General features: G+C 70.6%; 13 protein-coding genes and 1 tRNA gene. 6 read left to right on the top strand and 8 right to left on the bottom strand.

Annotated elements, in window-relative coordinates; translation table 11 throughout:
- Positions 1-4 precede the first annotated feature (4 nt).
- Positions 5-1,462 carry a DHA2 family efflux MFS transporter permease subunit gene (locus ACQP1N_RS00295; RefSeq protein WP_433228471.1) on the top strand — a complete coding sequence of 486 codons (1,458 nt, stop codon included), beginning with the start codon at positions 5-7 and terminating at the stop codon, positions 1,460-1,462.
- A gap of 67 nt (positions 1,463-1,529) precedes the next feature.
- Here ACQP1N_RS00295 and ACQP1N_RS00290 read toward each other — a convergent pair whose 3' ends face one another.
- Complete coding sequence (locus tag ACQP1N_RS00290) at positions 1,530-2,336, bottom strand: SDR family NAD(P)-dependent oxidoreductase (RefSeq protein ID WP_433228470.1); 807 nt, start codon at positions 2,334-2,336, stop codon at positions 1,530-1,532.
- A gap of 463 nt (positions 2,337-2,799) precedes the next feature.
- Between ACQP1N_RS00290 and ACQP1N_RS00285 the strand changes: the two genes are divergently transcribed.
- Complete coding sequence (locus ACQP1N_RS00285) at positions 2,800-3,990, top strand: site-2 protease family protein (RefSeq protein WP_433228469.1); 1,191 nt, start codon at positions 2,800-2,802, stop codon at positions 3,988-3,990.
- 42 nt (positions 3,991-4,032) lie between these two features.
- Here the strand turns inward: ACQP1N_RS00285 and ACQP1N_RS00280 are convergent, their stop codons facing one another.
- The 7 genes from ACQP1N_RS00280 to ACQP1N_RS00250 all read right to left on the bottom strand — a co-directional run bounded on the left by ACQP1N_RS00280 (position 4,033) and on the right by ACQP1N_RS00250 (position 10,021).
- Positions 4,033-4,836: an ABC transporter permease gene (locus ACQP1N_RS00280; protein WP_067799511.1), complete on the bottom strand. Its 804-nt coding sequence runs from the start codon at positions 4,834-4,836 to the stop codon at positions 4,033-4,035.
- Positions 4,833-5,807, bottom strand: a complete 975-nt coding sequence (locus ACQP1N_RS00275; RefSeq protein ID WP_067799508.1) for an ATP-binding cassette domain-containing protein — start codon at positions 5,805-5,807, stop codon at positions 4,833-4,835. The genes ACQP1N_RS00280 and ACQP1N_RS00275 overlap by 4 nt, the downstream gene beginning before the upstream one ends.
- Positions 5,808-5,835: 28 nt before the next feature.
- Positions 5,836-6,681 carry a DUF4097 family beta strand repeat-containing protein gene (locus tag ACQP1N_RS00270; RefSeq protein ID WP_433228467.1) on the bottom strand — a complete coding sequence of 282 codons (846 nt, stop codon included), beginning with the start codon at positions 6,679-6,681 and terminating at the stop codon, positions 5,836-5,838.
- 80 nt (positions 6,682-6,761) lie between these two features.
- Positions 6,762-7,280 carry a toxin-antitoxin system HicB family antitoxin gene (locus ACQP1N_RS00265; protein WP_433228465.1) on the bottom strand — a complete coding sequence of 173 codons (519 nt, stop codon included), beginning with the start codon at positions 7,278-7,280 and terminating at the stop codon, positions 6,762-6,764.
- Positions 7,281-8,593: 1,313 nt separating this feature from the next.
- A complete protein-coding gene (locus tag ACQP1N_RS00260) occupies positions 8,594-9,328 on the bottom strand; it encodes a class I SAM-dependent methyltransferase (RefSeq protein WP_433228464.1) in 735 nt (244 codons plus the stop codon).
- Between the two features lie 38 nt (positions 9,329-9,366).
- A complete protein-coding gene (locus tag ACQP1N_RS00255; RefSeq protein ID WP_433228462.1) occupies positions 9,367-9,717 on the bottom strand; it encodes a hypothetical protein in 351 nt (116 codons plus the stop codon).
- A 221-nt stretch (positions 9,718-9,938) separates the two neighbouring features.
- Positions 9,939-10,021: transfer RNA gene (locus tag ACQP1N_RS00250), tRNA-Leu, on the bottom strand.
- A gap of 128 nt (positions 10,022-10,149) precedes the next feature.
- On the opposite strand from ACQP1N_RS00250, the gene ACQP1N_RS00245 reads away from it, so the two are divergent.
- Genes ACQP1N_RS00245 through ACQP1N_RS00230 form a run of 4 tightly spaced genes read left to right on the top strand, consistent with a single transcriptional unit; the run spans position 10,150 to position 14,572 of the window.
- Positions 10,150-10,905, top strand: coding sequence for an FhaA domain-containing protein (locus ACQP1N_RS00245; protein ID WP_067799493.1), 756 nt, complete (start codon positions 10,150-10,152; stop codon positions 10,903-10,905).
- Between the two features lie 11 nt (positions 10,906-10,916).
- On the top strand, positions 10,917-11,414 hold the full coding sequence (locus tag ACQP1N_RS00240) for an FHA domain-containing protein FhaB/FipA (RefSeq protein WP_067799490.1): 498 nt from the start codon (positions 10,917-10,919) through the stop codon (positions 11,412-11,414).
- On the top strand, positions 11,411-12,985 hold the full coding sequence (locus ACQP1N_RS00235) for a Stp1/IreP family PP2C-type Ser/Thr phosphatase (protein WP_067799487.1): 1,575 nt from the start codon (positions 11,411-11,413) through the stop codon (positions 12,983-12,985). The genes ACQP1N_RS00240 and ACQP1N_RS00235 overlap by 4 nt, the downstream gene beginning before the upstream one ends.
- On the top strand, positions 12,986-14,572 hold the full coding sequence (locus tag ACQP1N_RS00230) for an FtsW/RodA/SpoVE family cell cycle protein (protein ID WP_067799484.1): 1,587 nt from the start codon (positions 12,986-12,988) through the stop codon (positions 14,570-14,572). It begins immediately after the preceding gene.
- The last annotated feature ends 7 nt before the right edge of the window (positions 14,573-14,579 follow it).

The following is a 14,579-nucleotide window of genomic DNA, read 5'->3' as shown; positions in this document are numbered from 1 at the left end:
CGCCATGGCGGAGGCTCCGCCCCGGGTCAGGACGAGGCCGATGGCGGTCGCGCTCGTCCTCGCCCTCGGCTCGATCATGATCACGCTGGACACGACGGTCGTGAACGTGGCGATCACCCGGCTGTCGCGGGACTTCCACGCCCCGCTCGGCGCGATCCAGTGGGTGGCGACCGGCTACTCGCTGGCTCTCGGCGCGGTCATCCCGTCCAGCGCGTGGGCCGTCGGACGGTTCGGCGCGCGCCGGCTGTACCTCGGCGCCATCGCCGCGTTCGCGGCCGGGTCGATGCTCGCCGGGCTGGCGTGGAACATCGAGTCGCTGATCGTCTTCCGGGTCGTGCAGGGGTTCAGCGGCGGCCTGGTGATGCCGGTCGGCATGACGATCCTGCTGCGCGCCGCCGGTCCCGAGCGGCTCGGCCGGCTGATGAGCACGCTCGGCCTCGCGATCCTCGTCGGCCCGCTGGCCGGCCCGGTCCTCGGCGGCCGGCTGATCGACGAGGTGTCGTGGCGGTGGATGTTCTTCGTCAACCTGCCCGTGGCGGCGGCGGTCGTGGTGCTCGCCGCCCGGCTGTTCCCGCGCGACGCCCCCGAGGCGCGCACGCCGCTGGACGTGCCCGGCCTGCTGACACTGTCACCGGGCATCGCCGCGCTGCTCTACGGCGTCACGAAGGGCGGCGACCGCGGCGACTTCGGCTCGGCCGGGGTGCTCGTGCCGCTGGCGGCGGGCGCGGCACTGATCGCCGCGTTCGCCGTCCGGGCGGTGACGGCGCGGCATCCGCTGATCGACCCGCGCCAGTTCCGGGACCGGACGTTCGCCGCCGCCACCGGCACCCTGACCCTGTTCGCGTTCGGCTACTTCGGAACCATGCTGCTCCTCCCGCTGTATCTGCAGGTCGTCCGGGGGGAGAGCGCGACGATGGCGGGCGTGCTCGGCATCCCGTTCGCGCTCGGCTCCGGGACGGCGATGCAGGTCGCGGGCCGGCTCATCGACCGGGTTCCGCCCGGGCGGCTCGTCCCGGTGTCGATCGCGACCGCGCTGACCGGGTTCTCCCTGTTCACCGTCCAGCTCGGCGCGGACACGCCGTACTGGGGGCTGTGCGCGGCGATGCTGCTGATGGGCGCGGGCGGCGGCGCGACGATGATGCCCGCGATGACGGCGGCGACGCGGGGACTGCCGCACGACCGGGCCCCGGCGGCGAGCACGACCGTCAACCTGATCAACACGACGGCGGGGGCGGTCGGGACGGCGATGGCGTCGGTGGTCCTGTCCACGCTGATGGCCGGCCTGGTGCCGGCCGGGGAGGGCGGCGCGCTCCAGGCCGTCCACCGGCTGGGCCCGCAGGCCCACCGGGCGATCGCCGGGCCGCTGGCGGACGCGTTCCAGCACACCTACATGTTCGCGGTCGGGCTGCTGGCCCTGGCGCTCGTCCCGGCACTGTTCCTGCCGCGCCGTCCCACCGGATGACGCGCGAGCCCCGGCCGCCTGCGGCCGGGGCCGCGGTCACCGGCCGCCGAGCAGCGGTGCGCCTGCCTCAGATCTCCTTGAGGAAACCGGAGTCCACCGCGAAGTCGGCCCCGGTCGTGCTCGCCGACCGCGGCGAGGCCAGCAGGACGACCACGTCCGCGACCTCCTGCGGCACGGCGAGACGGCCGGTGGTCAGGCTCATCATCTGCGCGGCGCCGCCGTCCAGCACCGCGTCGCGGTCCGCCCCGGTGGCCCCGGCGATGATGTCGGCGGCGCCGCCCTCGTCCGTCCACCACGGTGTGCGGACCGGCCCCGGCGAGACCGAATTGACCCGGACGCCCTGCGGCGCGTACTCCTCCGACAGCCCCTTGGTCAGGTTGTTCAGCGCCGCCTTCGCCGCGTTGTAGTCGAAGTTCATCGGCCCGGGACGCCGCCCGTTGCCCGACGAGACGTTCACGATCGACGCCGCGTCGCTCTCCAGCAGATGCGGGATCGCCGCCCGCACCGCCCGGACCACCGCGAACAGGTTGAACTCGAACATGTCGCGCCAGTCGTCGTCCGTCGGGGTCAGGAACCCGAACCGCGGCAGGCTCGCCCCGGGCGGCGGGCCGCCCGCGTTGTTGACCAGCACGTCGAGCCGGCCGAACACCTCCACCGCCCGCCGCACGGCCATCGCCGGGGCGTCCGGGTCCATCAGATCGGCCGGCACGTGCAGCAGGTTCGGACCGGCGAGCACCTCCAGTTCCGCGCCGGGTTCGCGCGACACCGCCACCACGCGGGCGTCCTCGTCCAGCAGCGTCCGCGTGACCGCCAGCCCGATCCCCTTCGACGCCCCGGTGACGACCGCGACACGTCCGGCAAGCCGCAGATCCATGGGTTCCCCTCTCAGCGAGCGAGCACGTCCGGTCGGACGTGCGCCCCCTGAACCCCGCCCGCGTCCGGACGGTTGCGCGGTCAGCCGACCTGGACGGAGCCGACGAGGGTGTTCACGTCGGGCCACAGCCGCCTGTAGCTCTCGGAGATGGCGAACCACAGGAACGATGGGCGCGGACTGCATCGACCAGCGAGAACGCCCGGACTGACGTCCGGGCTCCGGGCAGGGAAGCGGTTCCTCCCGGCCGTGAACGACCGGGATTCCTCACTGGAAGCCCGTTGAAATCTGAGATACGGCCGGGCCCTCGTCGGACGTCGGACGGACGATCGGCGTTCCCGGCTCCGGCCTGGGCCGGCTCCCGCAGGCCCCGATCCGGCGGGACCGCATAGACGCCCGGCCAGCGGGTAGCTCACAGGCGGTTTGACCTGCGAAGGCGGGGAGTCATGGCGGACGAGGGAGACCGATGAAGGAGTCGATCCGGCTCGGCCATATCGCCGGTATCAGGGTCGGCATCAACTTCAGCGTGATCGTGATCGTCGCGATCCTGATCTTCGGGCTGTCGTTCGGCAGGTTCCCGGAGGTACTGCCGGGCCTCGCCACCTGGGCCTATCTGGTGGCGGGGACGGTGAGCGCGATCCTGCTGCTGGTGTCGCTGCTGGTCCACGAGCTGGCGCACGCGGTCGTCGCGCGCCGCAACGGCATCGAGGTCTCGGGCATCACGCTGTGGCTGCTCGGCGGCGTCGCCGAGCTTCGCGGTGAGCCGCGCTCGGCGGGCGCCGACCTGCGCATCGCCGCCGTCGGACCGCTCGCCAGCCTGGCCGTGGGCGCGGTCTTCGCCGCCGCGGCCGTGGCGGCGCACGCCATCACCGGCCCCGGCCTCGGCGTGGAGACCCTCGCCTACCTGGCCGGCATCAACGGGCTCCTCGCGGTGTTCAACCTGGTCCCCGCGGCACCGCTGGACGGCGGCCGGGTGCTGCGCGCGTTCCTGTGGTGGCGCCGCGGCGACCGGACCGCCGCCGCCATCACCGCCGCCCGCGCGGGCCGCGCCTTCGGCCTGATCCTCATCGCTCTCGGTTTCATCCAGTTCGTCGTCGGCGCCGGATTCGGCGGCCTGTGGCTGATCCTGATCGGCCTCTTCGTCGTCGGCGCCGCCAGCTCGGAGGAGCAGCAGACGCGCGTCAACGCCGCCCTGCACGGCATACGCGTCGGCGAGATCATGACACCCGACCCCGTCGTCGCGAACGCGAATCAAACGGTGCAGAACCTCATCGACGAAGTCGTCCTCACCCACCGCTTCTCCACGTATCCGCTGATCACGGACGGCCGGCTGGCGGGCCTGGTGACGCTGAACCGTATCCGCGCCACCCCGCCCGACCAGCGTTCGACGCTGCACCTGTTCGACATCGCCTGCCCGCCCGAGCAGATCCCGACCGCTCACCCGGACGATCCGCTGACCGACCTGCTGCCCCGCATGGCCGACTGCACCGACGGCCGCGCCGTCGTGCTGGGCGCCGGCGGACAGGTCGTGGGTCTGGTCAGCCCGAGCGACATCAGCCGGACGATGCAGACCAGCGACCTCCGCGGCAGCCACCCGTACCCACCCCCACGCGGCGCCGACCTGATGGTCCCCCACGAGAAGCACCACCGCACCTAGGCCACTCCTGGAGGGGGCCGGCCCCCTCCAGGACGTCGATGGTCAGCTACTGACCGCCTTCTTGTAGAGACGGGTCGCCAGCGGGACGAACACCACCAGGATGACGGCGATCCAGAGGAGTGATGCCGGGATGGCGTGCTGGATGGGCCAGGCGTCCGAGGTCCTCATCACGGGGCTGGTGTTGCCGAACAGCTCGCGTGCGGCCTGGGTGAACGTCGAGACCGGGTTCCATTCCGCGACGACGCGCAGCGGGGTGGGCAGTTCGGAGCTGTCGAGGAAGGCGTTGGAGATGAACATCAGCGGGAAGGAGACCATGGTCGCGATGTTGTTGAAGCTCTCCGGGGTGCGCAGGGCCAGCGCGACGGTCGCGGTGAACCAGGAGAACGCGTAGGCGAACAGCAGCAGCAGACCGAAGCCGAGGACGGCCTCGTAGGGCGAGGTGTGCACGCGCCAGCCGACGATCAGCCCCATCGCCGCCATGACGACCAGGCCGGCGAGGTTCATCAGCAGGTCGCTGACGGTCTGGCCGATCAGTACCGCGGACGGGGCCATGGGCAGCGAGCGGAACCGGTCGAAGATGCCCTTCTGCAGGTCCAGGGTCAGCGTGTAGCCGGTGATCTGCGCGCTCATGATCACGGCCTGGACGAAGATGCCGGGGAGCAGGAACTCCCGGTACGACATCCCCGGGACGTCGATGACGCTGCCGAAGACGTAGGCGAACATCAGCACGAACACGATCGGGAACATGATCGCGGCACCGAGCAGGTCCGGTGACCGCCTGATCTTCAGGGTGTTGCGCCTGGCGATGGTCCAGCCGTCGGCGACGGGCATGGTGAGCGCGTTCATCGGGCGGCCTCCTGGACCTGCTCTTCGGCGCCGGGCGCCTGGCGTCCGGTCAGGGTGAGGTAGACGTCGTCGAGGGTCGGCCGCCGCAGCCCGGCGTCCCGCACCCGGACGCCCTCGTCGGCCAGCCGGCCGAGGACCTCGCGGAGCGCCTCCGGCCCACCGGTGACCGGGACGGTGATCCGCAGCGACTCCGGCACGGTCCGCATGGCGCCGACGGCGACCCAGGCGAGCGTCCGCCGGGCGGTCTCCAGTTCGGCGGCGCCGGTCACGGTCAGCTCGATGCGGTTGCCGCCGACCTGGTCCTTGAGTTCGTCGGCGGTGCCGCGGGCGATGGCGCGGCCGTGGTCGACCACCATGATCTGGTCGGCGAGCCGGTCGGCCTCCTCCATGTACTGGGTGGTCAGCAGCAGTGTGCTGCCGCCCGCGACGAGTTCGGAGATGGTGTCCCACAGCGCGGCGCGGGCGCGGGGGTCCAGACCTGTGGTGGGTTCGTCCAGGAACAGCACCGGCGGGTCGGCGACCAGGGCACCGGCGAGGTCGATGCGGCGGCGCATACCGCCGGAGTAGCCCTTCACCGGACGGTCCGCGGCGCCGGTGAGGTCGAAGCGTTCGAGCAGCTCGCGAGCACGGGCCTTGCTGCGCTTGACGCCCAGGTGGTACAGCCGTCCGACCATCTCCAGGTTCTCGGCGCCGGTGAGGTGCTCGTCGACGGCGGCGTACTGGCCGGACAGCCCGATGTACGAGCGCAGCCGCCGGGCGTCACGGGTGACGTCGCATCCGGCGACGGTGGCGCGGCCGCCGTCCGGTGGGAGCAGCGTGGTCAGCACCCGCACCGCCGTGGTTTTTCCGGCCCCGTTCGGGCCGAGCAGGGCGAGCACCGTCCCCTGCGGGACGGAGAAGCTCAGCCCGTCCAGGGCCGTCACCTCGCCGTATCTCTTGACCAGTCCTTCAGCCGTGATCGCGTCACTCATGAGGGGCTCCCTTGCTGGTGTTCGGGGATCAGGACCGGTGGATGTCGATGTCGCCCCAGTTGGTGTGCGCGTGCACCTCCACGACCGTGTCTGTGTCCTCGGGGCCTTCTGCGGAGGTGAGGGCGTTGCGTACGACGCCGTGTTTGGAGTGGACGTCCAGCCAGGCGGCCGTGCCCTCGGGGATGCCGATGTCGACCTTGCCGTGGCCGCCCTCTATGCGGACGGTGCCGCTCACCGCCGAACCGATCCGGATCCTGCCGTGCGCGGTCCTGGCGGTGATGTCGGCCGGCACGCGGTCGATGGTGATGTCACCGATGCCGGTCTTCACCTGGAGATCGCCGGTCACCTCGCCGATCGTGACGGCGCCGGTGGAGTTCTTCACCGTGCCGGGGCCGTCGATGGCGCCGATCCGGATCGCCCCGGTGGAGGCGGTCACCTCGGCTGCCCCGGTCACCAGGTCCACGGAGATGTCGCCGACGGACGCCTTGGCCTCCAGCGCACCGGTCTTCTCCAGGCGGACGTCGCCGTTCAGGCTGCGCAGGACGGTCTCGCCGAGCGTGCCGGTGGCGATGAAGTCCGCGGCGACCTTGGCCTCGACGCGGGACCCGGCCGGCAAGCCGACGGTCACGTCGATGGAGCCGCGCCAGGAGCGCAGGTGCGCGAGCCCCTTGGGCTTGGGGCCCTTGACCAGCAGCCGGCCGCCCGAGAACTGCACGATCGTTTGTTCGGCGGCCTGCACGCTCGCGTCGGCGGACGGGTCGCTCGGCCGCACCTCCACGACGGTGTCGGCGCGGTCGCCGGCGTTGACCCTCACCTGGCCGACATAGACGTCGATGTCCAAGGTGATCGGTTCGGGGGTGTCGAAAGCAGGCATGGCGGAGCCCTCCTCATGGGTCCGGTGGCACATCCCGGCCTCGGGGCCGGGCGAAGGAGTGGTGGAGAGTGGCGGTGCTGTCAGCGCACCCAGCCGGTGTAGTCGCGCCCGCTCTGGGACTGCTGCGGCCGGTCGGCGGCGCGGCTCCCGGCACCGGGCTCGAACACGGCGGAGATGGCGCGGACCAGCCAGGCGTTGACCGAGATCCCCTGCCGGCCGGCCGCCTCCTCCACGCGCAGCTTGAGGTGTTCGGGAAGCCGCAGGGTCATCCGCGCGGTGCCGCCCTCCTCGGCGGCCGGCGGCGGAGTCCCGGGCGCGGTCTCCGCCCTGCTGCCGCCGGTGCCTTCCGAGGACGGCTCCGGCGGCGTCACCACGAACGCCGGGTCGCCGCCGCGCAGCCGCACGTCGACCGACCCCGGCGCGAGATCACGGGTGATCTCGTCCGCCGCCGCCGACAACGCTTCCAGCAAAGTGAGCCTGGCGGCCGATTCCAGAGCGCCGGTGAGACGCTCGGCCAGCGCACGAGCGTCCGGCCCCCCCGCCTCGGCCGCGACCGCAAGCTCACGGCGAAGGTTCTCCACGTACGGCATCAGGTCCATGCTCCAACTATGACGTCACAGTGACGTCAGGTCAAGCATCACAATGACGTCATCAGACATTGCCCTGACACCAGACAGCCGACGCACTCCCACTGGCAAGCCCCACACAAGCCGCCTAAGCTGCAGGAAGTTGGAAACACAGCGGTGCCCAGACATGCCGTCCCACCAAAGTGAGCGCAGCGAGCGCCCGGGGGCGTGGGGGCGAAGCCCCCACATCGGGGGTCTGGGGGGCGCCCCCCAGGTAAACACGACGAAGGAGTGGCAGCCCGCGCTCTCCGCGGGCACACCACTCCCAACTCCGAGTGGGCTACCGACGAAACTCCCTGACCAGCGGCAACGTGAGGTCCCGCTCCGCGGGATTCCACGCTACGCAAGATCATCTTCCACCTCTCTCGGGTCTGGTGAGAGGCACACGCGGGCTGACTCGGATCTTGTGGGCCTTGCCGGGTCTGCAGCCCTGCTGACCCAGTCGGTACAGCCGTCCGTCCCCGGGGTCATCCACGGCTCCGTCCCTGAACCGCTCCCGCCTGTCGCCGCCCCTTACCGCGATGACCGAGCCAGTTCCTGCATCACCCGTCGGAAGGTCCCGCACCTCAGCCCGTCCAGCCGGTTCTGCCGCTGCGCGACCTGATAGGGATATCCGAACCGCCACCACGCGGCCTCGCATGCCTCCACCTCCTGGCCATCGGCACCGCAGGCACGCACGATCGTCAACACGACAGCCCGGCGAGCTGTCCGCTCCCCCGCAGCACCGCGCTGACATTGGACGGCCTCAGACGCCGGCTCTCGTCCTGGCGCACCACCGCACGCTGCGAAAGGCCACGGCTAGCCAACAGATCGCGAAGTGCCTGCAGCATCGAGAGGTAGCTGTCCAGATCCCACGGCGGTCCGTCGTTCGCCTGGCATGTCCGGCCGGCCCGCCGCACCACGTCCGCCTGTTGCCAGAGCTCCCTCGGTCTCGGTGACGTCCACGCCGAGCACCTAGGCCATGGCCACGATCAAATGCAGCGACGGCACCTGACGCCCCAACAGCGCCCGCGAGATCCTGGACCGGTCGCGCCGGAGCCGGAGCGCGACCTGAGTGTGACTCACCCCTGCGCGCTCATCCGCCGCCGCAACGGCACGATCAGCGTCAGCAGCACCTCCTGCTGACGCGCCTCCCTCATGTCCTCGCGCACGTCCATGTCGACCTCCCTTGAGACGGAGGACGACCTCCCGGAGCCATAAAACACACGTCTGGCTACTCACTGTAATCGAGGGTGCTCGTCGGACGCCAGGTGACCATGGCGCCTGGATCGTGCCGGTAGGTGTGTTCAGGGGGTGGCTGGCTTGCGGGCGGTGAGCAGGCGTGTCGGGACCCACGGACTGCCCCACCACGCGCGCCAGCCGAGGCCGCGCACGCGGATGTCCTGGGCGTTCAGCCGGGCCAGCACCGCAGCGTACTCGCGGGGAGTCCGCGCCAGGTCGGCGATCAGCAGGCGGCCGCCCGGCCGCAGCACCCGGTACGCCTCGGCGATCGCTTGGGCGCGGGCTTCCGCGCCGAAGATGGTGTGCACCGTCAGGCTGGACACGACCAGGTCGAAGCTTGCCTCCGCGTACGGGAGTCTGCGCAGGTCACCCCCTTGCACGTGGACGCGGTCGGCGACGCCTTCGGCGCGGGCGTTGCGCAGGGTCGCCGCCGGGGTGTTGCCGGACTGGTCCCGTCCGCGCCACCGGTCCACGCCGACCGCCCGGCCCTGCGGGAGGTGCCGGGCGGCGGCCAACAGGACGGCGCCGCGTCCGCAGCCGAGGTCGAGCAGCCGTTCGTCGCCACGCAGGTCCAGCTCGTCCAGCACGTCCCGCCAGACCAGGAACTTGCCGCGCAGCGTGGCGTGCAGGCTCAGGGCCAGGCATCCTGCCAGCAGGGTGCCGGAGACCAGCGCGGGCAGCGCGGCGGCCAGATCGGCGGTGACCGCCATCACCAGCCCGGTCACCCAGAACCCCAGCACGACCAGGCCCACGAAGCCGAACCCGTAGGGCGCATCCATCCCGTACCGCGCTCCAGGCATCCCGCCACTCTGCCACGAATCGGCCACTCGGAGGCCGGCTACGACGCACTGGTCCACCGCCGACCAGCTCGCCGCCGAGTACCCGACACCGTGGTGACGCCGACCCGGTCTTCATCGGCGACGGCGACGTGTGGACGGGCGCCGGGCCGAGCGCGTGCCTGGACCTGGCACTCGCGCTGGTCGCCGACGACCACGGGCAGGACGTCGCGCTGCGCGTGGCACGGCAGCTGGTGATCTACCTGAAACGGCCCGGCGGGCAGCGCCAGTTCAACGTTTCGCTCGACCCGGTCTCCACAGTCATGGGACAAGCCGTAGTCCGCAACCGCGCCAGCGACGGCGTTCTCATCAAGGACTTCACCGAACCCGGTGGACTCCACCTGGACACCCACCGGGCACATCACCCCGCCCGCAGCCTGAGCCGCCGGCGCTCACGACGCCGGCGCACCACCACAAACCGGCCCCGAGGGCCGGGACGCTCTGCTGCGCGTCTACCTCTTCGGCCCCTACGGTCGCAGAAGACTTGCCTCCGTAACGACGAAGACCCCGGAGCTTGCCTGCTCCGGGGTCGTTCCGTCACTGTGGGGCTACGACTTTCGTCTGTACCCCCGAGTGGGCGAGGAGGGATTTGAACCCTCACATCCTTTCGGACACACGGACCTGAACCGTGCGCGTCTGCCGTTCCGCCACCCGCCCAAGGGTGCCGACCCGTTTCCGGGTGCCTGAAAAGGCTAGCACGGTCGTGGCGGTGGTTAGGTATCCAGATACTTCGAGCGAACCTTCACACCGATACGATCGTCTACCAGTGGGGAAGGGAGGTGCCCGTGGGCGTCATTCAGCGCTTCGAGCGACGGCTTGAGGGCATGGTCGAAGGTGCCTTCGCCCGTGCCTTCAAGTCGGAGCTGCAGCCGGTCGAGGTGGCCAGTGCTGTGCAGCGCGAGATGGACGATAGAGCGGCGATCGTGGCGCAGGGCCGCACGCTTGTTCCGAACGACTTCGTCGTGGAGATCTCTCAGCAGGACGGGCAGCGGCTTCAGGTGTACGCCGACAGCCTGAGCCAGGAGCTGGCGAATCTGGCGCGCGAGTACGCGAAGGAGCAGGGGTACTCCTTCGTGGGGCCGGTGCGTGTCCGGTTCGAGAACGCGGGGGATCTCGCCACGGGCATGTTCCGCATCCGGTCGGGGGTGATCCGGGGCTCGACGGTGGAGGGCGGGGAGATCCGCCGGCCGGTGAGCGACGTTCCGCAGGGCGGCCGGGGCAGTGTCTTCGGGGGGCATCCGCGGCTGCTGGTGACGACGGCCGTGGAGGGCTCGGACACGACTCAGCGCACCTACGAGATCAATACCCCTGTGACTCTGCTGGGTCGCGGCACGGACTGCGACCTGCGCCTCGTCGATCCGGGCGTGTCCCGGCACCATGCCGAGATCCGCGTAGAAGGTCCCGAAATCGCTCTCGTGGATCTAGGGTCGACCAACGGCTCGTTCGTGAACGGGCAGCCTATCCGGCGGGTCACGCTGGTGGACGGCTCCCGGGTCACGATGGGCCGGACAACCCTTGTGTTCCGCCGCGATAGGGAGTAACCCCGACTCCGATGTCCCCATTCACCCTCACGCTGATCAAGCTGGCGTTCCTCGCGGTGCTGTGGCTGTTCGTCATCGCGGCCGTCGGTGTGATCAGGGCCGACCTGTTCGGCTCGAAGGCCGCGACGAAGGCGGCCGCGCGCCCGTCCCAACCCCGACCCCCCAAGGCGTCCCGGCAGCCGAAGCCGCCGCGACCGCAGCGCAGCGCCCAGCACGGCGCCCCGACGAAGCTGGTGGTCGTCCAGGGCGAACGGGCCGGCACCGTCATAGACCTCACCGGGGTGCCCATCACCATCGGCCGGGCGAATGACGCCACACTGGTCGTGACCGACGACTACGCTTCGAGCCGGCATGCCCGAATTTTCGCGCAGGACGGTCAGTGGATCGTGGAAGATCTCGGCTCGACCAATGGGACGTATCTCGGACGCACGAAGGTGAGCCGGCCGATGCCGGTCCCGCCGGGTGTTCCGGTCCGTATCGGCAAGACCGTGATCGAGCTGCGCAAATGACTCTGGGAATCCGCTACGCCGCGCGCTCCGATGTCGGCATGCTGCGCGAGGGCAACGAGGACTCGGCGTACGCGGGCGCGCACCTGCTCGCGGTGGCCGATGGCATGGGCGGGCACGTCGGCGGTGAGATCGCGAGCGCCGCGGCGATCGAGGCGCTGCGGGCGCTCGACAAGGACCTGCCCGCGACGGAACTGCTGGCCGCCCTGGAGCACACGGTCAAGGCGGCGAACGACAACCTGCACCGCATCGTGGAGTCGGATCCGGCCCTGCAGGGCATGGGGACGACGCTGACGGCGATGCTGTGGGCGGGCAACCAGGTCGCGCTGGTCCACATCGGGGACTCCCGCGCCTATCTGCTGCGTGACGGCAGCCTGTTCCAGATCACGCACGACCACACGCTCGTCCAGTCGCTGGTGGACGAGGGCCGCATCAGCCCGGACGAGGCGGCGTCGCATCCGCAGCGTTCGCTGCTGCTGCGGGCGCTGGACGGCCGGGGCGAGGTCGATCCGGACCTGTCGCTGCGGGAGGCGAAGGTCGGCGACCGGTATCTGCTGTGCTCGGACGGCCTGTCGGGGGTCGTCACGGCGGAGACGATCTTCCAGGTGCTGACGGACGTGGACGATCCGGAGCAGGCCGTCCGGCAGCTGATCGACCTGGCGAACCGGGGCGGCGGCCCGGACAACATCACCTGCGTGATCGCGGACGTGGTGGATCTGGAGCGGCAGCCGCCGACGGGCGGTCCGGGCCACGCGGTGGGCGCGGCGGCGAACGCGGCGCCGCCGGAACCGCCGGGCGGCGGGCCGGGCGCGAACACGACGGTGGCCGACACCCCGGCCGGGCGGGCGGCGCAGTTGCGGGACACGCGTCCGCAGCCGCCGGTCGCGGTGGACGAGATGCCGCCCCCGCCGGCGCCCGCGCCGATGGCGGACCCGAGGGGCGGCCCGCCGGCGCCGGGCACGGTCCAGCAGGCGCCGATGGCGCGGCCGAGGCGCGGCGGCCGCCGCTGGACGTGGCTGATCGTCGTCGCCGGGGTGGTCGTCGTCGGTGTCGTGGCGGGCGGTTTCGTGCTGGTGCAGAACGTCCGGAACGGCTACTACATCGGCGCGGAGAAGGGGGACGTCGTCCTGTACCGGGGGACGCCGCAGCAGGTGCCGCTCCTGAACCTGTCCCGTAAGGCCGATGCCAAGAACCTCCAGCCGCTCAAGGTCGAGGACCTGCCGAAGGACTTGCAGCAGCAGGTCAAGGACACCTACACGGTGAGCGGTCCGGGCGCATGGGACGACCTGGTGAACCGCGTCTGCCGGTACTCCCTCGTCGACCAGTCGGGCAAGGTCGGGATCGTGCGGGGCCGCAGCCAGCAGAGCTGCCGGGAGACCGGCATCCAGACCAGCGATGTCCCGGTCGCCGAGCTGCCCACCTCGGATGCGACGAAGATCAAGAAAGGTGAGTTGACGGCCATCGGACGGGACGCGGCGACCGGCCGGCTCCAGGAGCTGAAGACCCGGCGCGAGCAGTGCAAGAGCCGTAACTCCGGCATCCCGGACTGTCCCTCCAACGCGGGGAGTTCGTAGATGCAGTCGTTCGGGGAGCAGATCCGGGCGCACCTGCCGTACCAGCGGCGCAACGCGGCCTCACTGGCACTGCTGGTCTTCGCGATGGTGCTGACCCTGTCGGCGTTCGCGGAGGTCGGGCTGGCCCGTGACGGCAACATCCCCGGTGGGTTGTTCATCTACGGTGGCGGCCTGGTGGTGCTGGCGTTCATCGCCTACTTCGTCCAGACGAAGTTCACCCCGTACGCCGATCCGCTGCTGCTGCCGCTGGCGGTGGCGCTGAACGGCCTCGGCCTCGCGATAATCTACCGGCTGGACCTCGACACGAGCGCCGACCGCAAGGCCACCGCGGCGGCGGGCAAGAAGCTGCTCGAGGACGCCGCGGACGCGCCGGGCCAGCTGATATGGACGTTCGTCGGCATCACGCTGTTCGTCGGCGCCGTGCTGATCATGCGGGACACCGACAAGCCGGACGCGCCGCTGTCGTTCACCCCGAAGACGGCGCAGCGGTACACGTACCTGATCGGCCTCAGCGCGGTCGTCCTGCTGGTGCTCCCGATCGTTCCGGGCATCGGCGCGGAGATCAACGGCGCCCGGGTGTGGATTAACGTCGGCGGGTTCTCGGTGCAGCCGGGCGAGTTCGCGAAGCTGCTGCTGGTCGTGTTCTTCGCCGGCTATCTGGTGAACAAGCGGCAGGCGATGTCGCTGATCGGCAAGAAGGTCGGCCCGATCAGCCTGCCGCGTGGCCGCGACCTCGGCCCGATCATGGTGATCTGGTTCTTCTGCCTGGGCGTGCTGTTCCTGCAGAAGGACCTCGGTACCGCGCTGCTGTTCTTCGGCCTGTTCGTGTCGATGCTGTACATCGCGACGCAGCGCGTCTCGTGGGTGCTGATCGGTGTGGGGCTGCTGGCGGTGGGCGTGTTCATCGCGACGCTGCTGCCGTTCATGGGCCACGTGAACCAGCGCATCGACATCTGGCAGAACCCGAAGCCGTACTTCGACGGCGGCTGCCTGCTGAAGAGCGGCGAGGTCGTCCCCGTCAACCCCGACACCGACATCTACAAGAAGTACAAGAAGCCGGACGTGATCTCGCCCGGGTACACCGCCTGCCAGGCGCTGGGCGGCGAGTACTCCGACAGCGCGCAGCTGATGAAGGGGCTGTTCGCGCTCGGCCAGGGCGGTGTGCTCGGCACCGGCCTCGGCCAGGGCGAGCCGTGGCGGACGCCGCTGTCGTTCAGCGACTTCATCTTCGACTCGCTGGGCGAGGAGCTCGGGCTGACCGGGCTGATGGTGATCCTGCTGATCTACGCGTTGATCGTGCAACGCGGGATGAAGACCGCGGTCGCGGCCCGCGACCCGTTCCTGAAGCTGTTCGCGGGCGGTGTGTCGTTCGTGCTGGCGCTCCAGGTCTTCGTGATCGTCGGCGGCGTCACCCGGCTCATTCCGCTCACCGGTCTGACCACGCCGTTCCTGTCGCAGGGCGGTTCGTCGCTGATGGCCAACTGGATCCTGATCGCGATTCTGGTGCGGATGAGCCATGACGCGCGCAAGCCGGCCCCGCAGGCGATCCAGGACGAGGGCATGACCCAGATCGTGAGCACGAGGTGAGTTCCCC

The sequence above is a fragment of the Actinomadura formosensis genome, from assembly GCF_050948385.1.
Lineage (GTDB): Bacteria > Actinomycetota > Actinomycetes > Streptosporangiales > Streptosporangiaceae > Spirillospora > Spirillospora formosensis.
The sequence above is the reverse complement of the archived record's forward strand: the minus strand, read 5'-3'. Positions and strand labels throughout refer to the sequence as shown.